The organism is Martinezella sp. CNPSo 3964 (genome assembly GCF_057784375.1).
Window position 1 is genome coordinate 76,909 of the sequence record NZ_JBXSOW010000016.1, and the last position, 26,974, is coordinate 103,882.

Consider the following 26,974-nt stretch of genomic DNA (forward strand, 5'->3'; position numbering starts at 1 on the left):
ACCTGTTTATTTCATCTATCGCTTCGATAGGGTGCTAGAGGCGAAAGGCCTTGCCGAGTATTTGGCTCGGCGGGTACGGTCATGCGATGCTGGCATAAGCTTTCGTCAAGTACCGAAGTAAGCGTTCAGTACTTCGATTGGATGACCATCCATATGCACTCTACCATGCTCCAGCCATACAATCCGATTGCAGTTCTTAGCCAGAAGTTCTTTTGCGTGACTTGCAATGACCAGGATTTGCGTCTGCTCGACAAGCTCGTTCAAACGCTGATTGGCCTTCGCCTTAAATCCCTCGTCACCCGTTGCCAGCCACTCGTCCATGATGAGTATTTCCGGCTGGAGAATTGTCGAGATGGAAAACGCCAGCCGCAGTTGCATCCCGGTCGAATATGTTCGTACCGGCATCTCCAGAAAGCCACCTAATTCACTGAAGTCTGCAATCTCTTCAAGCCGTCGCTTCATCTCTTCGCGCTGAAACCCAAGCAGAGCTCCCCGAAGATAGATGTTTTGCAGACCTGTGGCCTCCGGATCAATTCCAAGCGAGATGTTGATCAATGACGTGCACTTGCCACGAATATCCGCTTTGCCTGATGTGGGTGCATAAACGCCGGTCAACACGCGCAAAAGTGTCGTCTTGCCGGAGCCGTTGTGACCTATGAGGCCGATACGATCGTGCGCTCTCAGCTCAAGGTTGATTTCATGAAGCCCCCGAACGACGACGACTCCATGACCTTCCGAATTAATCGAACCACCGGTGGCCATGTTCATAATACGGTTTTTCAGCGACCGGCCGCGTGCGTTATAGATCGGGAAGTCGACGGTGACATTCTGCAGAGATATCGAGGTCATGTTTCTGTTTGCCTATCTTTTGAAATCTCATGGCTTCACGTCAGAGCCAATAGGCAATACGCGGTCTATATCTATGCGAGAACAAACCCCGGGATAACGAAGGCTGCGGAGAACCCGATTGGCCTCCAGAATATCATGAGAATTATTGGATATATAACGAGGTTATGCAAAAGTATAACAGAATTTCTATACCAACATCTCAATATGTATGTGAAAAACGGGATATACAGCTGTAATATTACCTCGCTATTCGACGTAAAGCCAGAGCATCCTTCGCTAACGATTTGAGAATAATATCCCCAGAAAATCAGACCGACGCATATGAATGGAAGAAATTCATGCATCGGAGAGTTAAAAATAGTGCCGAAAACCAAGCCAAGGGCTCCAATCAGCACGCCCATGTTAATGGTCAGCCAAAAGGCACCAATTCTTGATCGCCGATAGCGTAAGCCAGGTGGGGCGTGATCCGCTTTGGCAGAGTGGCACGACACAACGCTGGCTTCGCGGCGACCAGCTCTCCTCAAGGACAGTCGACGGGGTGACGATCATGCCGCCCGGAGTATCGGGTCCGGTGATCGCCGTTCCGCACCGGGTCTCGTACGACGCAGCGCGCGGATGCTGGTATTCGGATATTGCCATCGCGCAATTGGCCGCCCTCTCTTACGCTCCTCTCGTACAATTGTGCGTTGCCCGATACCAGCCAGAGAGCTTGGAGGGTCGCGCGATTTCAAAAATCGTGCAGACGAGCTTCGTGCCATTGATGCCAAGCCGAACGCTAAGCTGGACACAGGTCGATGCGCAGAACATTTCGGTTACGCTCGAAGGCATCAGTCAGGCTGGCCCCTCGAGCAATGTCGTCGAAATTGCTTTAGAACAAAGGCCCAAGGGGACAGGCGACTGGAGCGGGCCGACGGTAATGCAAGCGGATTCTGCGATTCCAGGCTGGCGGGGCGAGCCACAAACCACGACGGGGGACTTGGGAGCGCGGCTCATACTCCCGCTGCCGCAAGGCGAGTTCGATCGACGCATTCGGGTGACGGAATATGAATACCCATCCCCAGCAAATCAACCCGGTGCGTTGGCGGAATTGCAAAGGCGGGTGGTTTTCTCTGATTTGATAGAGCTGAAGTGAAGGGGCGGCAGGCTTCGCAAAAGCTGGGCAACTATCCCATCAATTCTCGAAGGGCAGTTTCACTGAGTTCGAACAATTGGAGAACGTCGGGCTTTGGAGGAGTAGGTTATGTCAGAGCGGATTGATTTCGCCGTTTGCGGCGCCCGTCAATCGTAGCCAATGACCAGCTTGATTGTAGCCACGAAATTATATAGTCGCCGTTGCCCCTTCACGCAAAATCAACGAGTTAGGTTCCGAATGGTGCGGGTCGTGGGTTCGGACCCCATCAAGAGCTTGATGTTCTTCTCCGCGATGAGATCGACGCCAAACCTATTAGTCGATAATTTGCTGAAAGTGGTTGCGAGACCCGGTGGCCATCTCAGATATTGGCAGCGGTATAAATCTCAAAAGGAAGTATGTGCTGCGATACGGTTGGGGACCGATGGGTGTCCAGCGCTTCCGCCATCGCTCTCACTAACGTATCCGCCAGCAGCCGCGCAGGGTGTGAAAGAACAACCCTGATCAAGCCTTCTGCCAGACCTGCACGAGTTTCGTTAGTCAACTCATGGGCCACGACAACCAGGCGCTTCGCCGCGGGGCCGCCGTCTTCCCTGAGCGCGCGCATGACGCCGGTTACACCGCCTCCCGCCACATAAAGGCCGACCCAGTTCTCCTCCTTCTTAAACAGGTTGCGGGTAAGCTCATAGGCGATGTTGGGTTCCTCTTGGGTTCCCAGCGTCTCCATCATCTGGAATTCCGAAGCGCTCTCGCGGAAGTAGGAACGGAAGCCCATTTCGCAAAGCTCTTGCGATAGGTAGCGGTGGCTTCCGACGAAAACGGCAACCTTGCCGGGAGTGGGATTGACATTGTCGATGAACCAGGCGGCGGTCCGGCCTTTCTTGACAGAGTCGTTTCCGACGTAGCCGGCCCGACCTGGCGCTGTCAGGTCGGAAATCATCGTAAACACGGGAATTCCTTCAGCCTCCAGGCCGTCAACGGCATGATTGATCTGGGGATGATCCGACGTGATTACGCTGATGACATCGACCTCCCGGCTGAGTGCGAGCATCGCATCGGCGGTATTTTCGGGTGCGAGCTCATCGTCGAACCGCACGATGGCCCTGCCATGCGCGTCGGGATAGGTTTCGACCGCCTTCGTCAGCACCTCTCCCCACATGCGGTAGAGCTTGCGGTGCGACTGTTTCAGCAGGAAGCCGAACTTGACGACCGGCTTTTCCTTCTGGAGTCGGCGCTTGATGGCGGTGACGCCGTGAAAGCCGATGCGCTCGGCTGCCTCAAGCACGCGCTCTGCGGTTTGTTGGCGAACGGGATCGCGACCGTTCACGACCCGGTCCACCGTGGAAACCCCTACATTTGCGGCCTTGGCGAGGTCGGTGATCGTCGGTCTGGACATAAAAGTCTCCCAGGAAATGAAAGCAAATATGGGAGATTTTGGGAGAATCGTCCAGCCCGAAATTGACAGAAATGGGGGAAATGTGGTGCTTTTGACCCCGCTGGAGGAAGCATTCAGTCATCGAAAAGCAACGCCTGCACGGCGGAATTTGGGAGGAGGCAGACATGTCTGCGGCCATTGGATCGGCGCGTCTTGACAACGGCGCCAGCGGACATTGTTCGCAGGACGAAGGCCTGGTTCTCGAGATGCGCAACATCGTCAGGGCGTTTCCCGGCGTGCTCGCTCTCGACGGCATGAACCTCAAGGTTCGGGCTGGAACGGTGCACGTCCTGGTTGGCGAAAACGGCGCCGGCAAGTCGACGCTCATGAAGATCCTGAGCGGCACCTATGCGATCGACGGCGGCGAAATTCTCTTCAAGGGAGAGGCGTTGACCGGACAGGACACGTCTGCCGCACTTGAACGCGGGATCTCCATGATCCACCAGGAGCTCAGCCCGGTTCTTGACATGACGATCGCCGAAAATATCTTCCTCGGTCGTGAACCGGCCCTGTCCGGCAAGGGCTTTCTGTCGCGCTTCGTCGATTTCGCCGGAATGAACGCAGACACCAAGGCGCTACTCGACAGGCTTGGGCTCAAATACAGTCCGGATACGAAGATGCGCGATCTTTCGATCGCCGCCATGCAGTTGATCGAGATCGTCAAGGCGATCTCGCGGCAGGCATCTCTCGTCATCATGGACGAGCCGACGTCGGCGATCAGCGACACCGAGGTCGCCATGCTGTTCCGGCAGATCGCCGACCTCAAGGCAAACGGCGTCGCCATCATCTACATCACCCACAAGATGGATGAAATCTTCCAGATCGCCGACGACATCACCGTCATGCGCGACGGCCAGTTTATAGCGACGGCGCCTGCGAGCGAATATGATCCTTCCAAGCTGATCTCGCAGATGGTCGGCCGCACCATCTCCAGCATCTTTCCGAAGGAGGATGTGCCCATCGGCGACGTCGTCCTATCGGTCGAGAGATTGGGTCGGACAGGCGCCTTCGAGGATGTGAGCTTTACCGTTCGCGCAGGCGAAATCGTCGGTCTCTCCGGTCTGATCGGTGCCGGTCGCACCGAAGTCGCCCGTGTCATCTTTGGCCTCGATCAGGCCGACGGTGGAGTGATCCGGCTGAACGGTGCCGAGCTGAAGCTGAAGTCGCCGAAGGACGCGATCTCCAAAGGCATCGCGATGGTTTCGGAGGACAGAAAGGCGGAAGGGCTGGTCCTGTGCCGGTCGGTCGGCGAAAACATCTCGCTTGCCAATCTGAGGAAATTTGCAGGCGGCCTTTTCATCAGCGAAAGGCACGAGGAAACGGCTGCCCAGCGCATGATCAAGATGCTGCAGATCAAGACGCCGGATACGGCGATGATCGTCGAGAACTTGAGTGGTGGCAATCAGCAGAAAATCGTGCTCGCCAAATGGCTTCTCGGCGATCTTAAGCTTTTGATCCTCGACGAGCCGACGCGCGGTATCGACGTCGGATCGAAATCCGAGATTCACAGGCTGATGACCGAATTCGCCCGGCAGGGCCTGGCGATCATCATGATCTCCTCGGAGCTGCCGGAGGTCCTGGGGATGAGCGACCGCGTCGTCGTGATGAGCGAGGGCCGGGTCGCCGGCGAACTGACAAGAAGCGAGGCCAATCAGGAAAGCATCATGCGCCTCGCAACGGGAGGACATTGATGAGTACCGAACCGATGGCTGCGGTCACAAAGGGCGCGACGTCCAAATCCGAGGGGAAATCTCATGGAATCGACTTCGCCCTGATCTATCGCAAATACGGCACCATCCTGATCTTTGCCGGCATTTGCATCCTCGCCTCGCTGCTGAGCCCGACCTTCCTGACGGAGGCGAATCTCACGAACGTCCTGCGCCAGGTCGTGGTCGTCAGCCTTCTCGCGTGTGGCGTTACCTTCATCATCATTCTCGGCCAGATCGACGTCTCGCTCGGATCGGTGCTGGCGCTGTGCGGCGTGATTGCGACAAGCGTGATGGCAACGACTGGAAGTATTACGCTTGCAGTGCTGGCGGGCGTCGCCATGGGTATGGTCACAGGCATCATCAACGGCTTCGTCATCACCTTCTTCCGCATCCCGTCCTTCATCATGACCCTGGCGATGACGACGGTCGCAAGGGGTGCGGTGCTGCTTTATACCGGCGGTGCGCCTGTTTCAGGCCTCGGCGAGTTCAAGATTATCGGCCAAGGTTCCATCGGACCTGTACCGATCTCGGTGCTGATCCTCGCCGTTTTCGTGGCGATCTCCTGGGTGTTGCTGAACAAGACCAAATTCGGCCGTTATGTCTATGCCGTCGGCGGCAACGGCCGCGCCGCCCGCGCATCCGGCATCAACCCCGACAGCATCGTCGTCAAGGCTTTCATCTACAACGGAATTCTCTGTGCGATCGCCGGCATCGTCCTGATGTCCCGCATCAATTCGGGGCAGCCGGCAGGCGGCGTCGGCTATGAATTCGATGCGATCACCGCTGTCGTCGTCGGCGGCACCAGCCTGATGGGCGGCACGGGAACGATTACCGGCACGATCATCGGTTCGATGATCATCGGCGTCATCAACAATATCCTCAATCTCATGAATGTCAGCTCGTACTGGCAGCAGATCATCAAGGGTCTGATCATCGCGATCGCCGTCATCCTTGATGTTTGGACGAAATCGGCCCGCAGCAAGAAGAAGGCCTGATCGAACAGTTCCCGCAAAGCAGAAAACCGCGCACGCGGAGGACCACCTGTGTGTCGGCGCGAAAGGGCGCGCCGAAAAACCTGAGTTTTGTAACGCCCAATGGGAGGAGAAGAACCAATGAAATTCATGACCAAACTCGCACAGGCGGCAGTCGTCTCGATCGCTGCCCTCTCTGCCACTAGCACGTTCGCCGCCGACAAGTTCGTGGTCGGTTATGCCAACATGGCAGACACCGACGTCTTCGTCATGGCGCGCAAGACGGCCTTCATCGATGCTGCCAAGTCCGACCCGAACGTCGACGTCAAGTTCGCCGACGCCAACAACGATGCGAGCAAGCAACTCGACCAGATCGACAATTTCATCGCTCAGAAAGTCAATGCGATCGTGGTCGTCCCCGTTGACTACCAAGGCATCGTTCCGGGCGTCGAGAAGGCCAATGCGGCCGGAATTCCGGTCGTCGCCCTCGGCATCCAGTCCGCAGGCGGCAAATATACCTTCGTCGGTTCCAAGAACGTCGATGCCGGCAAGATGCAGGCGGAATACATGAAGGCGAACCTGCCGAAGGACGCGCAGATCCTCTATCTGGAAGGCACGCCCGGTCTCTACCATTCGCAGGAGCGAAAGAAGGGCTTCGAAGAGGCCCTCGGACGTCCGGACGTGAAGATCCTCGCGAGTCTGACGGGGAATTACGACCGTGCCGAGGGCATGAAGGTCACGGAAGACTGGATCCAGAGCTTCCCGAAGTTTGACGCCATCGTTGCCGCAAACGACCAGATGGCGTTAGGCGCCCTGGAAGCCTTGAAGGGTTCGGACCGCCTCAAGGGCGTGATGATCGCCGGCGTCGATGGCGTGCCGGATGCGCTGAAGGCGATCAAGTCGGGCGAGATGTCCCAGACGATCTTCCAGAATGCCGGCGGTCAGGCGAAGGCCGCTTTCGAAGTGGTCGAAGGCATCAAGAAGGGCGATCAACCGCCGGCCGAAAAGCTCGTCCCGTTTGAGTCCATCACCAAGGACAATGTCGACCAATACATGAAGAAGTAATTCCTCCCGAGCAGGCGTGCCGGGGCGACAAACATCCCGGCACGCCGATCCAACATGCAATGACGTCAGTGGAGCCAATGAAATGATGCGTCTTAGTCTGGTAACCGACATTCTCGGCTACCTCCCATTCGAGGATATGCTCGACACTGTGTCCAAGCTCGGGTTCGAGGCTGTTGAGCTCGGTTGCGGCAACTGGTCGAAGGCGCCGCATCTGAAGCTCGACGAACTGCTGTCGAGCGAACTGGCGCGCACGGACTTCATGGCCGCGCTTCAGCGCCGCGGCCTGTCGATTGCCGCCCTTAATTGCTCCGGCAACCAGCTTCATCCCGGTCCGAGTGGCGAAGAGCATCGCGCTGTCGTCGACAAGACCTTCCGGCTGGCGGAAAAGCTCGGCGTCAAGACGGTGGTCATGATGTCCGGCTGCCCGGGCGGCACGCCGAAAGACGAGCTGCCCAACTGGATCACGCACGTGATTTTGCCGGAGCATGAAAAGGCGCTGGACTATCAGTGGAACGAGGTCCTCATCCCGTATTTCCAGAGGGCAGGCCATCTTGCCAGGGAGTGCGGCATCAAGGTCGCCATCGAGAACCTCGGCGCGACGATGATCCACAATCCCGCCAACATGCTGCGGCTGCGCGAGCATGTCGACCCCGTGATCGGTATGAATTTCGACCCGAGCCATCACATGTGGATGGGCGGCGATCCGATCGCGGCCGTGCGCCTGCTTGGCGAGGCGATTCACTACATGCATGCAAAGGACGTTCGCCTCGAACGGACGCTTGCCGAGGCCAATGGCCTGATCGACACCTACTGGATCAACGACATCGCAAAGCGGTCCTGGAACTACGTGGCTCTTGGCCACGGACACGATGTGCAGTGGTGGAAGGAGTTCTTCGCGGTTGCTCGTTTCGTTGGTTACGACGGCCCCGTCAGCCTCGAGATGGAGGATGCCGGGATGGAGCCGCTTACCGGTGTCAAAAAGTCTCTGATCACGCTGAAGCTCGCTTTGCCGCGCGACTTCGACTGACCCCATTCAAAGGAATAGGAAACATGCTCAAGATCGGTGTTATCGGAACCGGCGCGATCGGCCAGGAACATATCGAGCGACTGCACAACAAACTTGTCGGTTCGACGGTCGTTGCCGTCAACGACATCAACAAGTCGCAGGCCGAAGAGGTTGCCAGGCGCCTGACACCCGCCGCTCGCGTCTTCGAAAACGGGCACGATCTCGTGGCCGATCCCAACGTCGAGGCTATCGTGGTCACGTCCTGGGGGCCGACGCATGAGGAGTTCGTGCTCGCCTCCATTGCTGCCGGCAAGCCCGTTTTTTGCGAGAAGCCGCTCGCAACGACCGCTGCAGCCTGCCTCAATATCGTCAATGCGGAAGTCGCAAGCGGCCGCCATCTTGTCCAGGTCGGTTTCATGCGCCGCTACGACAAAAGCTATCGCCTGCTGAAGCAGCAGATCGCCAGCGGCAATCTCGGCGAACCATTGATGGTTCATTGCGCCCATCGCAATCCCAATGTTCCGGACGTCTACGGCGGCGACATGGCGATCACCGACAGTTTCCCGCACGAGATCGACGTGCTTCGCTGGCTGCTTGATGACGATTATGTTTCCGCGCAGGTCATCATGCCCAGGAAGACGAAGCACGCCCGTAAGGATCTCGACGACCCCCACATGATTCTTCTTGAAACGAGGAAGGGCATCCGGATCGACGTCGAGGTCTTCGTCAACTGCCCCTATGGCTATGACATTCAGTGCCAGGTCGTTGGCGAGGACGGCATCGGCTATCTGCCCGAACCCATGAGCGTGCTTCTACGCAAAGACGCGAAGCTCAGCCACGAAATCCTCCAGGACTGGAAGCTGCGTTTCATCGACAGCTACGACGTCGAACTCCAGGAGTGGATCGATTCCGTCAAGATGGGTGTGGTGCGTGGCCCGACGGCCTGGGACGGTTACTTCGCAGCCGTTACCGCCGACGCCTGTGTTGAGGCCAAGCACTCCGGTCGGATCGTTCCGATCGAGATCAGCGAGCGGCCGGCATTTTACGCGGCGTGTGCCTTTAAGCCCGCGGCCTAACGACATCGAAAAAGGAGGAAACAATGAAGATCGCACTCGATCCGCACATGCATCGGCACCTGCCGCTTAACGAACTCTGCCGGAAGGCCGCGGAACTCGGCTACGACTATATCGAAGTCTCCCCGCGGGACGACCTCCTTCCATGGTGGGTGCGACCGCGCGCCCACAAGGAGCGTGTCAAGGAGTTCAAGAAAGCGCTCACGGATCACGGCGTGAAAGTCGCGTCGCTATTGCCGATGTATCGCTGGGCAAGCCCGCACGAAGACGAACGGCAGGCTTCGGTTTCCTATTGGAAGGAGGCCATTCAACTCGCTGTCGAACTCGGCGTCGATACGATGAATTCCGAGTTCGGGCGCGGCCCTTCGCCGGATCGCGGCCATCGCTCCAGCTGCTGCGGCGGTCACTATACGCACGAACACAGCGAAGCAGCCTGGTGGCGTTCCATTGAGGAGCTCGTGCCCGTTTTCGAGAAAGAGGGCGTGACCCTCAACATGGAGCCGCACCCGGAGGACTGGTGCGAGACCCTGCATCCGGCGATCGACATGCTGAAGACGATCGGCTCGGATAACGTCAAGTTCCTCTATTGCGCGCCGCATACCTTCTACTTCGGGGATGACATGGCGAAGATGATCCGGGACGCGGGAGCGTTGATCGCTCACGTGCATGTGGCGGACACTTATAATCACAAAGCGTCGTCGGGCCTTCGCTACATCGTCAACCCGCCGGGCGCCAAAGTCACGATCCACCAGCACATGGACATGGGGCAGGGCGAGATCAATTGGGACGTCTTCTTCTCGTCGCTGGCAGAGGTTGGCTTCGATGGGATCGTCACGGCCTGCGTCTTCGGCTGGGAAGACCGAGCCGATGCATCCGGCCGCTTTATGCGAACCGAAATCCAGAAGTACGTCGACAAGTACTGGAAGTAACTGTTCAATTGCGAGAAGGGGATGCAGATGTCACGGATCTTGGACGCTCCCAACGACATTGCCGAGTTGAAGCAGCTGGTAATCTCGAGAAGCAGAGAATTTCCAGAGTCACTGAAACGGGTGTTGGAATTGAGCTTCACACGACCCGAGGCAATTGCATTCAGCAACACCTCATCCTTAGCGGCGATCTGCCAAATTGCCCCATCTTCGGTCTCGCGCTCTGTGAAAGCACTAGGGTACAGGTCTTTCCGCGACTTCAGGCGGATTTATCGGGATCACATTTTGTCCTTATCACGCCGAGCTTATTAGACCGGTACCCCTTATTGCCTGGCTACTTCGAAGCAAGACGTGTGGTGGCAAAATATACGTGGATTGTCGTTTTTATTAGCTACTTTAAATGCAATAAAAGCAAAACGATGAAAGCTCGGCAGTTCGTATCCCTTCAAGAGCAAAGGGCTATTCCGGCGTCTATCGAAAAGGCCGTTAGCTTCATAAGTTGACCGAATCGAAAGTTTAAATCTGCCCAAGGCGAGGAATTGGATAGAGAACCCTTGTCGTCTTCACATTGGCCAGAGTGCCGACAATAGCTGGCGTGTGTAAGGATGTTGCGGATTGGCGAATATCTCTTCCGTGTGGCCGCATTCGACGAGTTGCCCGCGATAGAGGACACCAACGCGCTCGGCAATCTGCCTGACAACCCTAAGATCGTGGCTGATAAAAAGATAAGCCGTGTCGTGGATGAATTGAAGTTCCTTCAATAGGTCGAGGATGCGTGCCTGCACCGAAACATCCAGGGCGGAGGTGGGCTCATCCAGAATGACAAGGCGCGGCATGCCAGCAAAGGCACGGGCGATCGCGACTCGTTGTCGTTGGCCACCTGAAAGTTCACGAGGCAGCCGCGTTGTGAAGTCCTGTGAGAGGCCGACCGCCTCCAGCATTGCGGAGATTCGGTCCGTGCTTTGTCTACCGTCGCGCAAGGCGCGTTTGAGAATACGCGAAAGCCGCAGGCGAGGATTGAGGGTACGATCGGGTGACTGGAAGACCATCGACACATTGCGTCGCTGTTCCGGCGAGCGGCGCTCGACCACGTTGCCGATATCGCTGCCCATCAATGCGATCCGGCCGGACTGGCTCGACTGAAGGCCGGCTACGATCCTTGCGAGGGTGGTCTTGCCGGAGCCGGATTCACCGATCAATGCAAACGTCTCGCCGGCAGAGATCTCAAGGCTGACGCCGTCCAGAACCCTGCGGCCACCCAACGAATGCACGATATTGGCGCACTGCAACACTGGCATCGGCGGAGAGCCGGCTTCAGCCGGCCTCACCTTTTTGAGGTTGGCGGCTTCCATTGAGGGAACATTGGAAAGCAGGTATCGCGTATATGAATGAGCCGGTGCCTGAAGAACCTGTTCGGCTGATCCTGTTTCGACGATCCGCCCATCCTGCAAGATGGCAACACGGTCGGCCAGCTGCCGAACGAGGTGAATGTCATGACTTATCAAAAGAAAAGCGGTTTTATGATCGCGGCGCAGTTCATCGAGAATGGTGATGATCTCACCCTGCACGCTGGCATCGAGCGCCGTCGTCGGCTCGTCGAGGACAACAAGCGAAGGTTTCAAGGCGATTGCCATTGCGATGAGGACGCGTTGCTGCATTCCACCGGAAATCTGGTGAGGATATTGTTTGAGAACGTCCTGCGGATTGCGGATATGCACCGTTTCGAGGAGCCCCACCGCTTGGATAAGTGCCTCCCGCATCGACACTCGTAGATGTGTCTGCAGTATTTCGGTGATCTGTCGGCCGATCGTCAGAGATGGGTTCAGCGCCGCCCCGGGATTTTGATAGACGGCGGAAATCCGTGTTCCTCGCAATTTTCGCAGTGCGGGAGGAGAGTTGCCGCGCAGATCTTCGCCTTCGAAATCGATCCTGTCGGCCGTGACGCTTGCCGCGGCGGGGAGATAGTTGAGAACGGCCATCGCGACCGAGCTTTTTCCGGAACCGGATTCGCCGACAAGTCCGAGGACCTCGCCGCGTCTAATATAAAAAGAAACATCGGAAACCGCCGGCTTCGGTCCCGCTGCTGTTCTGTATGAAATCGAAAGCCCACTGACATCAAGGATTGGCGGCTGTGAGGTCAGTTCTTCGTCATTCGGCACGTTCATTGAGTCCACGCTATGATAGTAATTTACAAAATACATAGACTATATGAAAAATTATGCCTAGCCGGCTTTTTGACTTCCACTTAAGCCAGCAATGCAAGCGCTCGCAGACGCTCGATGAAAGCTCGGTGGCCGCATATCGGACATTTGTTGATTGGGACGAAAAATGAATACTGGCTATATCGATCGACTTCGTGGTTTGGCGGGCGACTTGTGGAATGTTGCCGTCGACGAGCATGAGGCGGGTAAACTCGACCGCCGTGAACTCTTGAAATATGCCGGCCTCATCGGTATCGGCAGCCTTGCAAGTTCTGCGCTCCCTGGGGTTGTTCCAGCGGCGCGTGCGGCTGGTGCGCCGGGTGCGACCATCCGCGTCGGGCTCGATCAGCCGACGGCCGCGATCGATCCGGTTTTGATTACCGATTCCGCCAGCATCAGCATATTGAGCCAGGTTGGCGAATATCTTCTCTTTGACGATGCGGCGACCGGCTTGCAACCTTCTCTCGCCGTGTCCTGGCAGAGCGATGATGACGTTTCAGTTTGGACGGTGAAGCTTCGTGACGGGGTCCGCTTCAATAACGGCCAGGTTCTGACCTCGGCGGATGTCGTTGCGAGCTTCGAGCGCCTGGTCGATCCGGCAAACAGTTCGTCCGCCCTTTCGGCATATAAGGGCCTGCTTTCCAAAGGAAGCATCCGGGCTGTCGATCCGCTGACTGTCACCTTTCATCTCGATGTCCCGAACAGCAACTTCCCGTTCTATATCTCGTCGAGCGTTGTAAATGCCGTGATCCTGCCGGCAAACTATGATGGGAACTTCGAGAAGAGCTTTGTGGGAACAGGTCCCTTCAAGCTGGAATCGTATCGTCCCAAGCAGGGCGCGACATTCGTACGAAATCCGGACTACTGGGGCGAAAAGGCGCTTCCGGAGAAGGTTGAATTCACCTTCTATAATGATGAGCAGGCCCAGGTGCTGGCGCTTAAATCGGGTGCGCTCGATGTCATTCCGTACACGCCGCGATCCGCGCTCGCCGTTGATGGCAATAGCGCTTATCGCGTCATAAGCGTCGATTCCAGCCGGCATGATGAAGTGCACCTGCGTACCGACCAGCCGGAGTTCAAGGATAAGCGCATTCGCCGTGCGCTGGCTCTATCGATCGATCGCGAGGCCGTTGCCAAGGGCCTATTCAGGGGGCGCGCCCGCGTCGGCAATGATAGTCCTTTCGCACCGATCTTTGCGTCCACCGATCCGTCGGTTCCCCAGCGCAAGCAGGATCTCAACGAAGCAAAGCGGCTGCTCGCCGAAGCCGGTGTCGCGAATGGCTTTAAGGTCACGCTGACCACCGAGCGGGCCTACGACATTCCTGACTATGCGGTGCTGATCCAGAATTTTGCGCGCAAGATCGGGATCGACATCTCATTGAATATCCTGCCACAGGACGGTTATTTCGGAAGCGCAAACTTCGGAAGTTCGCCTTGGCTCGACTCCACGTTCGGCATCACCGACTATGGTCATCGCGGTACGCCCGACATTTTCCTCAATGCAACGCTTCGATCCAGCGGCACATGGAATGCGGCTCACTTCAACAACAGCGACTATGACCGTCTGCTGCTCGAGTACGGTCGCGCCAGGGATCTGAAGTCCCAGCGCGTGGCTGCCGGCAAAATCCAGCAGTTGTTGCTCGATGAGACGCCGCTCATCATTTCGTATTTTCTGCAATACAGCCGCATCACCAGTTCCAAGGTCGCAGGCGTCGGCTTTACGGCAATTTCGCATCTGCTGCTGGCACGCGCTCATACGGTTTGATCTACGGCACGCCCGGCAAATTATTGCCGGGCTTTCTTTCGGCCATTTTGCATGTTGCTTTTAAAATATATTAGTTTTCGAATGTTTTTGATGCTGGCGACGCTCGCCCTCGTCAGCATCATCATATTTGCCTGTGTCCATGTTTTGCCGGGTGATGTCGCGCGTGCGATGCTCGGTCCATTGGCCGACGCACAGGCTGTCGCCGAACTCAACGCGAAGCTCGGTACCGACAGGTCCGTCATCTTTCAGTACGGGCAATGGCTCTCTCACGCGGCAATGGGTGATTTCGGTGTTTCGCTGTCGATGCGTCGCCCAGTCGCGCCAGAAGTCTTAAGGGCGCTGGCAAACTCAGCCTCTCTTGCCGCGATGACGATTATCCTTGTCGTTCCGCTTGGAATTGGCTCAGGTGTCGTCGCCGGCTTACATCAGAAATCGATACTTGACCGGCTCATTATCCTGAGTGGTGTGTCGCTGTCCGTCATTCCGGATTTCGTTTCAGCACTTCTTCTGATGATCGTCTTTGCGCTGTGGCTGAACTGGTTTCCGCTTGACGGGCCAGCCGACGGATCGGGATTTTGGAGCAGCAGCTACCATCTGATCCTGCCGGCGCTCCCCCTGGTTTTCAACCTGTTGGGCTATGTCGCGCGCATGACGCGGGCCGGCATCGTCGAAGCCATGAATGCCGATTATACCCGAACAGCGATTCTGAAGGGCCTGCCGCCACGAACAGTCCTTTTCCGTCATGTCCTTAGAAATGCGCTTGCGCCAACGATCGCGGTCCTGGCGACGCAAAGCGGAGCGCTGCTTGGCGGCTTGGTTGTCGTCGAGGCTCTCTTCAATATACAGGGCCTTGGCAATCTCGTGCTGATGGCAGCAAAGGCGCGCGACTTTCCAATGCTCGAGGCCGGCGTTCTGACGATGGCGGCTGCCTATGCCGTCACGTCTCTTGTCGGCGATCTCCTGCAATCGTTGTTCAATCCGCGACTGCGAGCGGGGCAGCCAACATGATCCGCAATCGGCTCGCCGATATCGGCCGCGGCACAACCCGGCAAGGGGCCGAGAATGCGAAGCTCTCCGCAGTCGACGGACGATCATCCGCGCCGTCGCCGACACTTACAGTCGGCGTCGTTATCCTGTCATTCTGGCTGATATGTGCTGTCCTTGGTCCAGCCGTTGTCCCCTTCGACCCTTATGCGGACGATATCCTCAATGCAACGCTGCCGCCGGATGCCGTTCACTGGTTCGGGACGGATGCGCTTGGACGCGATGTATTCTCCCGTGTGATCGCCGGGTCGCGTGCCATCCTGACCGTGGCGCCGATTGCTACTCTTCTCGGCCTTGCCGTCGGTTCTGCGCTCGGATTGATCCTCGGCTATGTCGGCGGGTTGGTCGATGCTCTGGCCAGCCGCGTCCTGGAGGCGTTCATGGCGCTCCCCGTCGTGGTTCTCGCTCTCTTGATGCTGGTCACGCTCGGCCCGTCCGATCTTACGGTCATCCTCATGGTCGGGCTTTTATATGCGCCCTTGATTGCAAGAACGGTCCGGGCGGCGGTCCGGGCGGAGAAGGAACTCGACTATGTCAGTGCCGCCCGGCTGAGTGGAGAGGGGGCGATCTCCATCATGGTGCGCGAGATTTTACCCAACGTCATGCACGTCATCCTGATCGAAGGCATCGTCCGGCTCGGATACGCCTTTTTCACAGTGGCGACGCTTAGCTTCCTTGGCCTCGGAATTCAACCGCCCTCGACGGACTGGGGTCTGGCGATCGCCGAGAACTACGGATTTCTCACCTCCGGCATGTGGTGGATCGTCACTTTCAATGCCGCCGCCATTGTCTCCCTTGTCGTCGCCACCAATCTGATCGCCGAGGGTCTCGGAGCTTTCGATGGATAATTTTGTGACTGCCGCTCCCGAAAACCTTAACGCGCCCGGCTTCGAGCCCGCATATGACGGCATGCGCTCGGCGGCCATTGCAAGAGTGGAATGGCTGACGGTTGCATTAATCCTTGGCTGCCATATCGTCTGGTTTGGAGCGGGGTTGTTTCTCTACCCGGTGTCGCCTGTTCTCGCACTGGTCGTGCTTGGCCTCTGCGTGACGTTTCATTCGTCCCTACAGCACGAAGTGCTACATGGGCACCCGACGCGAAATTCCGTGATTAACGAGGCGCTGGTCTTCCTGCCGATAGGGCTCTTCTATCCTTATCGCAGCTACAAGGAAACGCATCTGCTGCATCATACAGACGAGCGGCTGACCGACCCTTATGACGATCCGGAGAGTTATTATCGAGCCTTTGGCGACTGGCTGCGGCTGCCGAAACTCATGCGGTTTCTGTTGACGGTCAACAACACGCTCGTCGGCAGGGTTCTTCTCGGGCCGCCCTTGAATGTCATCGGCTTTACGATATCGGAATTGCGTGCAATCGGCCACGGCGATCGCGTCAAGGCGAAGGGTTGGCTTCTGCATATCCTGGGCGCCATTCCCGTCGTCTTGGTGGTCCAAATCGTCTTTGGCATTCCGATCCACGTCTATGCCGCGACCGCCGGCTATCTCGGCCTCGCCATTACGGCGATCCGCTCCTATTGCGAGCATCAGTGGTCGGAAAATCCGGATGGTCGCACGATCATTGTCGAGCACTCCCTGTTGGCGCCGATCTTCCTCTATAACAATTTGCACATCGTCCACCACAAGCTGCCATGGGTGCCCTGGTATCGTCTGCCCGAGACCTACCGGGCTCGAAGCGCGCATTGGCAGGATGTGAATGGCGGCTACGTCTTCGGCAATTATCTCGCGATTATTCGCGCCTTCGCGTTTCGAATGAAGGAGCCGGTTGCTCATCCCGTTCTTAGACGCGACACTCTCGCCCAGATCAATGACGACACGAAATAGGATTGCTGACATGTCATCGCGCCAGCACATGATTCTTTCCGCCTTCTTCTATAATCCGCAGGGCGATCATCGTCTGTCATGGCGGCATGACAATGCACCGACACGGGAAATCCTCGATCTCGATTATTACCGCAAGCTCGTGGAGGTTGCCGAAAGGGCGAAGCTGGACACGATTTTCATCGCCGACCATCTCGGCATTTGGGATACCTACGAAAGCGGCGTCGCCCACTATGCCAACGCGCGTCTGGAGCCGCTATCCCTGGTGTCGGCGCTTGCCGCCGTTACGAAGGATATTAGTTTCATCGTAACCGCGTCGACCTCCTATAGCGAGCCCTTCAATATCGCTCGTACTTTTGCGTCTATAGACCATCTCAGCAAAGGCCGCGTCGGTTGGAATGTGGTGACATCGGCGCTGGAGGAGGAAGCCCGCAATTTCGGCCTTGATGGCAATATCCGTCACGCCACCCGCTACCAGCGCGCTGGCGAATTCGTGGATGTGGTCAAGAAGCTATGGGACAGTTGGGAAGATGAAGCACTACTGATCGACAAGAAAAGCGGTTACTTTGCCGATCCTTCGAAAATTCACTACCTCGACCACGCAGGCGAGCACTTCAAGGTGAGGGGGCCGCTGAACGTGGCCCGATCACCGCAGGGCCATCCTCTCCTCGTGCAGGCGGGTTCCTCGGAATCCGGAAAGGAGTTGGCAACCGATCATGCCGATGTCCATTTCGCCGTTTTCAAGACCGAAGAGGAAGGGCGGCGCTATCGTACCGACGTCAACGAGCGTCTCGCGAAGAAAGGACGGGCGCTGGACAGCTTCCTGCTGCTTCCGGGCATTCTGCCGATCGTCGCCGCATCGCGCGATGAGGCGGCGGAAAAGCATGCCGCGCTGGAAGATCTGATGATCGATCGTGTCAGCATCGATCTTCTGTCTAGCTGGTCTGGAGTCGATCTTTCATCCTATCCGCTCGATGGACCACTTCCCGAGCTGCCCGACGAAAGCACCTATGATGGTTGGCGCACCTGGCTCAAGATCGTCAAGAACGAAGCCAACCAAAACCTTTCGATCCGCCAGCTTGCGCGCAAGATCGCCAATACAGGCTCCGTTCCCATCATTTCGGGAAGTCCGATCGATGTTGCCGACCAGTTGGAGGCCTGGTTCGTTGCCGGTATTGCCGACGGTTACAACCTCATGTTTCCGCTGCTGCCGGATGACTGGATCAATTTCACGCAGACCGTCGTTCCGGAACTGCAGAGGCGGGGTCTGTTTCGCACCGAATACGAGCCCGGAACGTTTCGCGAGCGGCTTGGATTGGGTCGCCCGGCGAGCCAATTCGCATCCGATATTGCAAAGGCTGTCGAGACGTGATGAGTCAGTTGCAGCAGTCTTTTGACTCCCTCGATCAGAGATGCAAGATGCCCATCGCAAGCGTTCAGATGTACACCAATTTCGCGCCGCTCCGGCAAGCGACAGAGGATCTCTGGGCGTTTCTGCGGGACAGGCTGCGAGCAGATGGGTTCGATGACGTTCCCGACACGCTGGATCGAAACGCAAGCTATGATCAGGCATGGTTAGACCCGGACCTTATCCTCTCTCAAACATGCGGCTATCCTTATGTGCTGAAGCTGCGAGGACGCGTTCGGCTCGTTGCAACGCCTGAATATGGCTATCCCGGATGCTCGGGGCCTGACATGCGCAGCTTCGTGGTCGTTCGTGAGGATAGTTCTTTTGAAAGCCTGTGGGATTTAAAAGGCCAGCGGGTTGCCATAAACCAGGTCGAAAGCAATTCCGGTTACAATCTACTGCGAGCGTTGATTGCCCCCTATGCAAACGGGACGCAATTCTTCTCAAGAGTGCTTCACACCGGCAGCCACGATGCAAGTCTGTCGGCGGTCAAGGGCGGACAGGCCGATGTGGCTGCGATCGATTGCATCACCTTTGGAAACATTGGCCGGTTTAACCCGGAAAAAGTCGAAGGCATCAAAATCCTGGCGGAGACGCCCTCGGGTCCTGGATTGCCCTTTATCACCAGGCTGCAGGCCTCCGATGAAGAGGTGGACCTGCTGCAGAACGCTCTTTTCGCTGCGATTACGTCTCCATCGCTAAATGAGATCCGAAATGTGCTGTCGCTTAGAAACTTCCACGTCCTGGGAGATGCTGATTACGAGCGGCTGGCGTCGTTGGATGATCACGCAGCGCGGCTTGGCTATTCAGAGATAAGCTAATGTCGTCCTGACAGAGACTCGTCAAAAAATCGCGCAACTTGGAGACCGATACGCGCAAGGTTTCCCAAACGAGGCGCTCATGTTGAACATTCTGCTCGCCGGAAAGACTTCAGGATCATTGGCGCCTACGAGGACCTCGACGCCATGACCTTTCAGTGCCGCCGCATACAGAGCCTAACTCCCTACATGAAGACCGACTGCGCTGACGATATCGTCACTCGTGCAACCGAGATTGAAGATGATGAAGCGCGATGGCGTGCGAAGAGGTGACAAACTGGAGACTATTTTGCTTTTGCAAATGCGGCCATCCAAACACCTGCGATAACAATTGCCGAACCGGCTAAGGCGGCCACCGTCGCTTCCGAGAACGGGCGATTAAGGCTGTCGATGGCGACACTGGCGAGCATTTGGGCGCCTACCACAAAGCTTGTTGTTTTGCCTGCCCCAAGTTTTGGAAGTACATGGCTGTTGAGTGCTACGAAAGCCACGCCCAAAACGCCACCAAACCACGCCACTATCGGTACGGATGAACCCATCTCCACGCTATTTCGGAACATCGTTGCAATAGTGAGCGAAAGGAAAATGAAACCGACTACATGTGCCCATAGGGCAGTGCGGATCGCACCGACCTTCTTGCCGAGGTGACCATTGATCACCCGGCTCGTTCCGATCAGAATGCCGTTCAACAAAGCCAGGCTGATTAGCACCGCCATTCTTCAGCTCCGCGCTAGAATGATGGCGATGCTTCCGATCAGTACCAAAGCAAATCCGGCAACCTCGCGGGGCTGTAATCGTCGGCGTTGTAAGAGGAACAGCCCAAAGTAGTCGGCAAGTACGCCGAAAGCCATTTGCCCGACAAGAAGCAGGGCGAGCGTGCCGGCAAGGCCGAGCGCGCTATTGACCGTGATTGCAGCGAGCAGCACCGTGAATGCACCTGGAACGCCACCGAGATAAGTCCACAGAGGCCAACTCTCATGCGGCTTGCCGCAGCCTTTTGCCTCGCTTTTGAGGGAGAATAGTAGCACGAGAAGTGTACTGGTCCCTGCTCCAACGCCATGCGCTATCCATGACGCGAATAATGGTGAGCTGTGCCGAGCGAGCTGACTGTTCCAATCTGTCATTACAGCTAGTACGATACCGGCGATCAGCGCAAACCAAATCGCCGTATTAATTTGTCTCAAGCGCATTGGCTGGCCTATATTCCTTCCGCACGACGGACGAGACTTCGGTGGCGGCAAGCCGCCTTCGTTTTTATTGTCGCTTTCCGTGATGAATCCCTTTGATCCCAGCATGAATACGGCGCCTTCCTCCGAGACGAAAGGAGCTGGCTTTCCGTTCCATGCGGACTATTCTGTCCGCATGGAGGTTGAACAATGGAGAATTTTGGTGGCTTGAAAATATTCGTGCTGGCGGCGGAAACGCTCAGTTTCGCAGACACCGGCCGGCAGCTTGGCCTTTCTGCCTCGGCGATCGGTAAGGCCATCGCACGCCTTGAGCAGCGATTGGGCGCGCGACTCCTCAATCGTACGACGCACAACATCCGTCTCACAGCGGAAGGCTTGCTGTTCCTCGAGCGAGCTCAACGCATCCTAGCCGAGATTGCCTTGGCGTCAGAGGAGCTATCGGAAGCCCGACGAAGCGTGCGTGGTCCGTTGCGGGTTAGCCTGCCGACCTGGACGACAGGTTTTATGCCAATCTTCCAGCGTTTTATGCAGGTTTATCCTGAGGTGCGTCTGGAACTTGACCTAAATGATCGGCTGGTGGACCTTATGCGAGAAGGTTATGACCTCGCCATTCGTGCTGGAGAGGTTCGAGATTCAAGCCTCATGACGCGCACTGTGGGGCGTTTTCGGCACACGCTTGTTGCCTCACCCGCCTATCTTGCTATGCACGGTGTCCCGGACAATCCGGAGAGTCTTCTTCATCATCGTTGCTTGCACCGCCGACATCCCGCAACAGGCGCCATTGATGTTTGGCCTCTAGCCCGCGATGGCGCACCTCTCGATTTGGACTTGCCGGTCGCGGCGATCGCAAGCAGCGTTGAAGCAAGGATAGAATTGGCAGAGCAGGGTGCAGGCATTGCCTGCGTGCCATCTGTCGCAGTCAATCGGCAGATCGAAGAAGGAAGGCTGCTTTCACTTTTGGAGAGAAATGTCCGGGATGCGGGCGTTCTGAGACTTCTATGGCCGGGCGGCGCCGTACCCTCGCATAGTGTCAGGGCATTGATCGACTTTCTACCACCGGCAAGTCTTTCGCTAGGCCTTTGAGCCCGCTATCAGCAACTCGGCGCATTGATTGAAAGCGCTGGCACCGAGTTGAATAGCGGCAAGTACAAGAAGGATCCGGAGGATGCCAATGCTCTTATCGCGAATGATCGGCTTAATCTCGCCGCAGCGTCGGGCGTTTCGGTTTGGGGCGTGAAGAAAAGCCTGACAATTAATCCGAGATCTGACGGAGACACTCTGACGACAGATATCCGTCCGGTGAGTAAAATATTGAGGGGAAGCCGGTTTAGGTCCAGCTTTCCCTCAATGGGCGTCTCCATCGTGCTCTGGTCCCTCTTTCGGAAAGATAACGCAAGTCTATTTGTCAATGGACAGCCTTGATCAGAAAGTTCTCGATACGACATTGTCAAGATCGCGGCTGAAGCGAACGCTTGGGTATCGCCGGATATCAGCCTATAATATTGCGCGGCATCTTCTTTCTGCTCTTTGCTGCCGAGACGATCATCGGGATTCGAGCGCGCTTCGATGCTGCAGAACAAAGCGGGCGCCATATTTCTTGCCCGATCGTCCCACTTCGTCCCAGGATGCCTCACCCCTTATGATGGTATTTTCCGGATAGATCTTGCCCAGGATGGCAAGGCTGGCAAGCGGATCGTCCGGGAGCTGGATAATATGGATTCCGCTGTCGGCCGTTGCGATCTCGGGAAGCGACAACAGGTCCGAGAGCGGGTGCGTGACCGGCACTTCGTCACTGGGCTCGGCGAAGCGAACGGCATAGGTTTCAACCGCCGGGCGATAAGCGAAGCGGTGGCCGCGCAGGGCCTGCCCGAGATCGATCCGAAACTTCTCGCCCAATGTCACGACGATGTCTATGAGTGCTTCGTTTTCACCGATCGATCGCGCTTCCAGCCTCGCATGAGCGGCGCCCTGGTCGGACGCCGCCGACACAAGGCCGATCTGGCTCTTTGTCTGGGCGAAATAGTCCGATTGGGCATAGCGAAACCGCATCGGACCGGCATCCTCCAGGCCGGAGATACCGTCTTGCCGCCAGCTGAGCAGCCCTTTGGGCGCAGTCCCGATATCGTCTCCCACCACGCAGGGCAGGATGACGATCTCACCCGTGAAAAAACCATAGCTTGCTTCGCCGGACGGCAGGCAGAACAGGGCCTCCGCCATCCGCAGGATGGTGCCATGCTGCACCTGTTTGGTCACGAGGTCGCCGACAAAGCGGCCGCGCGCCTCCTCCAATGCCCGCAGGCCACGTGCAGCTGCCAGTCGATCGAGCGGGATCGGCAGCGTCTCCCAATTGGTGAAGGGGATCAGACTGTCGCGCAATAGCACGATCTGGTGCAGCCATTCGTTGAAGAGCTGCATGACATTAGGCCCGCCATAAGGGCCGGTGAGCTGGGCGGTGACGGCGGGCCGCCAGAGATGGCCATCGCAGTGGCTTCGCAGCGTAAAGCTTTGCAACGCATCCGCGCCGTGTCGCCGCAGGGAACCGCCGCTCTCGTTCACGTGCCGTGTCTTGCCGATGATGTAATCGCTGATCGCGCCGGCTTGAACAATCAACTCCTGGCGCAAACCGTCATCCGCTGGGACATGCGCCAGGGGAAGGCTCGATTCTCGTGCGGTGAGGCTGAGCGTACCCTTGAGCTGATCGAGCAGCCCATCCCGTTCGGCGCCGGTGCCGAGCTGGAGCTGAACGGCCTCCAATAGCGGATCGAGCGCTTCAATTATCTCGCCGATGGTGGCGGAGTGTCGGGGCAGGTCCCAAGCATCGGTGAAGAGCGGCGATGAAGGCGCAGTCGCTGTCTTGGCGGAGCGGGAAATGGCTTGGGTCATGGTTGTCTCCTCGTCAGGTCTCTTATTTGGTTCTGGCTCATCATTTCGCTGGTATGCGTGGTGCGAGGCGAGCGCCGGTGTGACCGCATCCGAATGGTTCTCATATCTGAGGGGCGTTGCCTGTCGCGGTGATCAAAAATTTACGTCGTCAACGATCCATGCTGACATCCGATATTGTTTAGTGGTCACTATCAAACTTACTTGACGACGTCTGTCAAGATGTTGTTTAGTGAACGATATGGAACGGAATGCGAAATCTCGTGGTGGGCGGCCGTGGAGCTTTGACCGGGACAAGGCGATCGAAACGGCGATGCGGTTGTTTTGGCGTCACGGCTACGAAGGCGTTTCGATCGGCGACCTCACTAGGGCGATTGGTATCGCGCCGCCGAGCCTTTACGCCGCCTTCGGCAGCAAGGCCGATCTTTATCGGGAGGTGCTCGACCGCTATGAGGCGGGCATCGGTTCCCTTGATGTAACCGCTATTGGCTCGGTGACTACACTTGCTGAGGCGGTGCAGTTGTTGCTTGAGGCAGCCATTGAAGCTGTCACCCGTCCGGATCGCGAGCGCGGCTGTATGATTTCCAGCGGCATGATCGCCTGCCATCCTGAGCATGCCGCACTCGTCCGGGATTTGGCCGTGCGGCGCGACGCTATACGTGAGAAAATTGCGCATGCGCTCCGGCCGTTTGCCGACACGGAGCGCGTACAACGCCTGGCCCGGCATCTGGCCGCCGTCATGCAGGGCATATCGATCCAGGCGCGGGATGGTGCGACGCCAGCGGAATTACAGGAGATCGTCGAAGACATTGTTGCAGGCATCGCGGCGCAGCGATGGCAAGGCGGACAACGTTCCTGATCGAGCTTACAGCCAATTCGGCCTATTCCACCTGATGGTTCGTTGGGCAGACACGCCGGTCAGCCGAGCTTGAGAAGGAGGGCGCCGGAGCCCGCCTGCAGCGTAGCAACTCCATGATGTGATCGAGGGTCTCCAACATGGCGATGAGTTGTCAGCCTGCAACAGCACTGCTCCCGGCCTTCTTCTGTCAGGATGGCTGCAGTGAGTGATTGAGCGACAATAACAACTGCCGCTTGGCAACTTCGAATGATACGGACGCCCGGTCACGTCTCCTTGGCAGGCCGATCGTGATTTCGTCGAGGATACGACCCGGCCACGGCCGCATGACGACGATCCGGTCTGCCAGCACAAGCGCCTCATCGATATCATGCGTCACCAGTACCAGCGTCGGGCGCGTTTCCGACCAGATATCGAGCAGGTGATCTTGCAGATCGGCGCGCGTGAAGGCATCGAGAGCGGAGAAGGGCTCATCCAGAAGGAGCACCTCCGGCCGGGTGACCAACGCGCGGGCAATCGCCACCCGCTGGGCCTGGCCTCCAGACAGTTCTTTCGGCCAGCGCCCGCCGAGCTTTCCGAGACCGACCTTTTCCAACGCGGCCTCCACTTGCTGTCGGCGATCATTGCCATCGAGTTCGGCCAGGCCGAAGCCGACATTGTTGGCAACGCTCAGCCAGGGAAACAGACGCGGCTCCTGAAAGATTAGGTTGATCAACGGATGCGGCGTGGTAACCGGCTCGCCGTCGAGCTCGACCGTTCCATGCGTGGGTGTTTCCGGGCCGCTGATCAATCGTAGCAGCGTGCTTTTGCCGCAGCCCGATCCGCCGATCACCGCGACGATCTCGCCCGCAGCGAGGCTGAGCGAAAAACCATCCAGCGCGCGCACGCCGTTTGCATAGGTCTTACCCAGGTTTCGCAGCGTCAGCATCGGCTCATCCTTCGCGCCTATAACTGTCCTGCCAGGTCAGGAACGGGGTCGTTGCCGCCAGGAGCAGACTGTCCGTCAATTTGCCGATGACGGCAAAGGTGATGATGGCGGCCATGATCTGGTCCGGCTTGCCCAATTGCTGGCCATCGACAAGGAGATAGCCGAGCCCTTCGGAAGCGCCCATGAATTCCGCCGCCACGACGAACATCCAGCCGAGGCCGAGACCGGACCTGAGCGCGGTCACATAGGCTGGAAACACGGCCGGCAGCATGACCCGCCGCACAAGTGAAAAGCCGGACAGACGGAAGATGCGCCCAACCTCGACGATCTTGCGATCGACCGACAGGATGGCGCCGGACACGCCGAGATAAACGGGAAAGAAGACGCCGACGGCAATCAGTGCCACTTTCGAAGCCTCGAAAATTCCGAACCAGAGAATGAAGAGTGGCACCCAGGCGATCGACGGGATGGAACGAAGCGCCTGCAGCGAAGGATCGACCAGCCGTCGGGCTAGCCCGAAATATCCGGTTACGGCTCCGGCAACCGTGGCGGTGCCGGCACCGATGATAAAGCCGAGGAAAACCCGGAAGCTGGTGATGGCGATATGATTGAGCAATTCACCGGATTTCCAGAGCGCCCATAGCGTCGCGGCGACCCTGGATGGCGGCGGCATGAGACGGCCGGAAAACCACCCAGCCGCAACGGCGATTTCCCAGAACAGCAGTCCGAGTGCGGGCAGCAGGATAGCCACAACCACCTTACCGCCCATCCCATAGAAGGTTGACGCCGCGGCCGAGCGCGGCGTTTCCGCTTCCGTCTTGATGCTGCTCCCGGCCAAGTCTGTCATCGCGACGAGAAGTGCTCTTTCACTGCGTTTTGCCGACCGCGAAACGATCGTCGATCAGCTCGTTAGTGACCTTCCGAATATCGACGTCGGCGGGCAGGACGCCGGCGCTTTGCAGCGCAAGGCCGGCTTTCGAAATCGTGTCGCGCTGCAGGTCGCCGATGGTGGATTGAGAGATGTCGGTGCGCTCCAACTGTTTGGCGATGACATCGTCAGGTAACTTGGCCGCCTCCACCAAGGCCGCCTTCAGCGCGGTGGGATTGGCGATCGCATGCGCGCGGGCCTGCTCGTAGACGGCAATGACGCGCTTGACGATGTCGGGATGCTCTGCGGCGAAGGTCTCAGTGGTGTTGAGCACCCCCCATGTGTTGTTCTCCGGCTTGCGGTAGAAGAGTTTCGCCTTGTCTTCCACCTCGGCAGCCGCCATCAGCGGATCAAGACCGGCCCAGGCATCGACGTCGCCGCGCAGAAGCGCGAGCTTGCCGTCGGCATGCTGCAGCAGCACCAGCTTCACGTCCGACTGTTTCAGTCCGGCATCGGCCAAGGCGCGGACGAGAAAGATATGTGGATCGGTGCCGCGCGTGACCGCGATCGTCTTGCCCTTCAAATCCTGGACGGTGGAAATCGGGCTATCGGCGCGGGTAACCAGAGCCGTCCATTCCGGACGCGAATAAACGTAGATCGACTTGACCGGGTTGCCGTTGACGCGAGCGATCAGCGCCGCGGCACCTGCCGTCGAGCCGAAATCGATCGAGCCGGCATTCAGGAATTCCAGTGCCTTGTTCGAGCCGGCGGACTGGACCCACCTTATGCCGATTTTGTCCTTGGCGAATTCCTTTTCCAGCAGGCCCTCCTTCTTCAGAAGAAGGCCGACCGGATTATAGGTCGCCCAGTCGATCCGGATCTCCGAAAGATCGGCCCCCTGAGCCGATGCCAATCCTACCCCAAAAGCGACAGCGACACCTATCATCGCCGAACGAAACAAGCCCATATCGATCCCCAACTCTTTGGCAGTGCCAATTTGCGTATGAGGGCAACCTA

Annotated in this window: 24 protein-coding genes; 15 read left to right on the forward strand and 9 right to left on the reverse strand. The window is 57.6% G+C overall.

The features are described from left to right. Positions 1–105 precede the first annotated feature (105 nt). Entirely contained in the window at positions 106–849 is a 744-nt protein-coding gene (locus AC13Q5_RS32030) for an ABC transporter ATP-binding protein (protein WP_488504395.1), read from the reverse strand. A 430-nt stretch (positions 850–1,279) separates the two neighbouring features. Here AC13Q5_RS32030 and AC13Q5_RS32035 point away from each other — a divergent pair, with 430 nt between their 5' ends. Next, complete coding sequence (locus tag AC13Q5_RS32035) at positions 1,280–1,981, forward strand: hypothetical protein (RefSeq protein ID WP_488504396.1); 702 nt, start codon at positions 1,280–1,282, stop codon at positions 1,979–1,981. Between the two features lie 358 nt (positions 1,982–2,339). Here AC13Q5_RS32035 and AC13Q5_RS32040 read toward each other — a convergent pair whose 3' ends face one another. Then, the gene (locus AC13Q5_RS32040; RefSeq protein WP_488504397.1) at positions 2,340–3,374 is read right to left on the reverse strand and encodes a LacI family DNA-binding transcriptional regulator; all 1,035 of its coding nucleotides are present in this window, start codon (positions 3,372–3,374) and stop codon (positions 2,340–2,342) included. 164 nt (positions 3,375–3,538) lie between these two features. Between AC13Q5_RS32040 and AC13Q5_RS32045 the strand changes: the two genes are divergently transcribed. The 6 genes from AC13Q5_RS32045 to AC13Q5_RS32070 all read left to right on the forward strand — a co-directional run bounded on the left by AC13Q5_RS32045 (position 3,539) and on the right by AC13Q5_RS32070 (position 10,166). Next, the gene (locus tag AC13Q5_RS32045; protein WP_488504398.1) at positions 3,539–5,104 is read left to right on the forward strand and encodes a sugar ABC transporter ATP-binding protein; all 1,566 of its coding nucleotides are present in this window, start codon (positions 3,539–3,541) and stop codon (positions 5,102–5,104) included. Then, entirely contained in the window at positions 5,104–6,117 is a 1,014-nt protein-coding gene (locus AC13Q5_RS32050) for an ABC transporter permease (RefSeq protein ID WP_488504399.1), read from the forward strand. The genes AC13Q5_RS32045 and AC13Q5_RS32050 overlap by 1 nt, the downstream gene beginning before the upstream one ends. Before the next feature lie 117 nt (positions 6,118–6,234). Further along, on the forward strand, positions 6,235–7,158 hold the full coding sequence (locus tag AC13Q5_RS32055) for a sugar ABC transporter substrate-binding protein (RefSeq protein ID WP_488504400.1): 924 nt from the start codon (positions 6,235–6,237) through the stop codon (positions 7,156–7,158). Between the two features lie 82 nt (positions 7,159–7,240). Further along, entirely contained in the window at positions 7,241–8,185 is a 945-nt protein-coding gene (locus AC13Q5_RS32060) for a sugar phosphate isomerase/epimerase family protein (protein ID WP_488504401.1), read from the forward strand. 23 nt (positions 8,186–8,208) lie between these two features. Next, the gene (iolG, locus tag AC13Q5_RS32065; RefSeq protein ID WP_488504402.1) at positions 8,209–9,240 is read left to right on the forward strand and encodes a bifunctional inositol 2-dehydrogenase/D-chiro-inositol 1-dehydrogenase; all 1,032 of its coding nucleotides are present in this window, start codon (positions 8,209–8,211) and stop codon (positions 9,238–9,240) included. Positions 9,241–9,263: 23 nt separating this feature from the next. Further along, a complete protein-coding gene (locus tag AC13Q5_RS32070) occupies positions 9,264–10,166 on the forward strand; it encodes a sugar phosphate isomerase/epimerase family protein (RefSeq protein WP_488504403.1) in 903 nt (300 codons plus the stop codon). 560 nt (positions 10,167–10,726) lie between these two features. On the opposite strand, the gene AC13Q5_RS32075 is transcribed toward AC13Q5_RS32070, so the two are convergent. Then, a complete protein-coding gene (locus AC13Q5_RS32075; protein WP_488504404.1) occupies positions 10,727–12,364 on the reverse strand; it encodes a dipeptide ABC transporter ATP-binding protein in 1,638 nt (545 codons plus the stop codon). 127 nt (positions 12,365–12,491) lie between these two features. On the opposite strand from AC13Q5_RS32075, the gene AC13Q5_RS32080 reads away from it, so the two are divergent. Genes AC13Q5_RS32080 through AC13Q5_RS32105 form a run of 6 tightly spaced genes read left to right on the forward strand, consistent with a single transcriptional unit; the run spans position 12,492 to position 19,241 of the window. After that, positions 12,492–14,129 (forward strand): ABC transporter substrate-binding protein, encoded by a 1,638-nt coding sequence (locus AC13Q5_RS32080; protein WP_488504405.1) that lies wholly within the window; start codon positions 12,492–12,494, stop codon positions 14,127–14,129. 51 nt (positions 14,130–14,180) lie between these two features. Further along, positions 14,181–15,137, forward strand: coding sequence for an ABC transporter permease (locus tag AC13Q5_RS32085; protein ID WP_488504406.1), 957 nt, complete (start codon positions 14,181–14,183; stop codon positions 15,135–15,137). Beyond that, entirely contained in the window at positions 15,134–16,021 is an 888-nt protein-coding gene (locus AC13Q5_RS32090; RefSeq protein ID WP_488504407.1) for an ABC transporter permease, read from the forward strand. Before AC13Q5_RS32085 ends, AC13Q5_RS32090 begins: the two co-directional genes overlap by 4 nt. Beyond that, a complete protein-coding gene (locus AC13Q5_RS32095) occupies positions 16,014–17,015 on the forward strand; it encodes a fatty acid desaturase (protein WP_488504408.1) in 1,002 nt (333 codons plus the stop codon). The genes AC13Q5_RS32090 and AC13Q5_RS32095 overlap by 8 nt, the downstream gene beginning before the upstream one ends. 10 nt (positions 17,016–17,025) lie before the next feature. Then, positions 17,026–18,384, forward strand: a complete 1,359-nt coding sequence (locus AC13Q5_RS32100) for an LLM class flavin-dependent oxidoreductase (RefSeq protein ID WP_488504409.1) — start codon at positions 17,026–17,028, stop codon at positions 18,382–18,384. After that, positions 18,384–19,241 (forward strand): phosphate/phosphite/phosphonate ABC transporter substrate-binding protein, encoded by an 858-nt coding sequence (locus AC13Q5_RS32105; RefSeq protein WP_488504410.1) that lies wholly within the window; start codon positions 18,384–18,386, stop codon positions 19,239–19,241. Before AC13Q5_RS32100 ends, AC13Q5_RS32105 begins: the two co-directional genes overlap by 1 nt. 281 nt (positions 19,242–19,522) lie before the next feature. Here the strand turns inward: AC13Q5_RS32105 and AC13Q5_RS32110 are convergent, their stop codons facing one another. Both AC13Q5_RS32110 and AC13Q5_RS32115 read right to left on the reverse strand, forming a co-directional pair. Then, positions 19,523–19,954, reverse strand: coding sequence for a DMT family transporter (locus tag AC13Q5_RS32110; RefSeq protein WP_488504411.1), 432 nt, complete (start codon positions 19,952–19,954; stop codon positions 19,523–19,525). Between the two features lie 3 nt (positions 19,955–19,957). Further along, entirely contained in the window at positions 19,958–20,533 is a 576-nt protein-coding gene (locus AC13Q5_RS32115; protein WP_488504414.1) for a DMT family transporter, read from the reverse strand. An 81-nt stretch (positions 20,534–20,614) separates the two neighbouring features. Here AC13Q5_RS32115 and AC13Q5_RS32120 point away from each other — a divergent pair, with 81 nt between their 5' ends. After that, positions 20,615–21,508 (forward strand): LysR family transcriptional regulator, encoded by an 894-nt coding sequence (locus tag AC13Q5_RS32120; protein WP_488504415.1) that lies wholly within the window; start codon positions 20,615–20,617, stop codon positions 21,506–21,508. A 459-nt stretch (positions 21,509–21,967) separates the two neighbouring features. On the opposite strand, the gene AC13Q5_RS32125 is transcribed toward AC13Q5_RS32120, so the two are convergent. Further along, the gene (locus AC13Q5_RS32125; protein WP_488504416.1) at positions 21,968–23,308 is read right to left on the reverse strand and encodes a hypothetical protein; all 1,341 of its coding nucleotides are present in this window, start codon (positions 23,306–23,308) and stop codon (positions 21,968–21,970) included. A 238-nt stretch (positions 23,309–23,546) separates the two neighbouring features. Here AC13Q5_RS32125 and AC13Q5_RS32130 point away from each other — a divergent pair, with 238 nt between their 5' ends. Next, complete coding sequence (locus AC13Q5_RS32130; RefSeq protein WP_488504450.1) at positions 23,547–24,164, forward strand: TetR/AcrR family transcriptional regulator; 618 nt, start codon at positions 23,547–23,549, stop codon at positions 24,162–24,164. A 187-nt stretch (positions 24,165–24,351) separates the two neighbouring features. On the opposite strand, the gene AC13Q5_RS32135 is transcribed toward AC13Q5_RS32130, so the two are convergent. The 3 genes from AC13Q5_RS32135 to AC13Q5_RS32145 are packed head-to-tail and all read right to left on the reverse strand — an operon-like array spanning position 24,352 to position 26,924. Continuing rightward, positions 24,352–25,089 (reverse strand): ABC transporter ATP-binding protein, encoded by a 738-nt coding sequence (locus tag AC13Q5_RS32135; protein ID WP_488504417.1) that lies wholly within the window; start codon positions 25,087–25,089, stop codon positions 24,352–24,354. Positions 25,090–25,093: 4 nt separating this feature from the next. After that, entirely contained in the window at positions 25,094–25,936 is an 843-nt protein-coding gene (locus AC13Q5_RS32140; protein WP_488504419.1) for an ABC transporter permease, read from the reverse strand. 19 nt (positions 25,937–25,955) lie between these two features. Continuing rightward, on the reverse strand, positions 25,956–26,924 hold the full coding sequence (locus AC13Q5_RS32145) for an aliphatic sulfonate ABC transporter substrate-binding protein (protein WP_488504420.1): 969 nt from the start codon (positions 26,922–26,924) through the stop codon (positions 25,956–25,958). Positions 26,925–26,974: the final 50 nt, after the last annotated feature.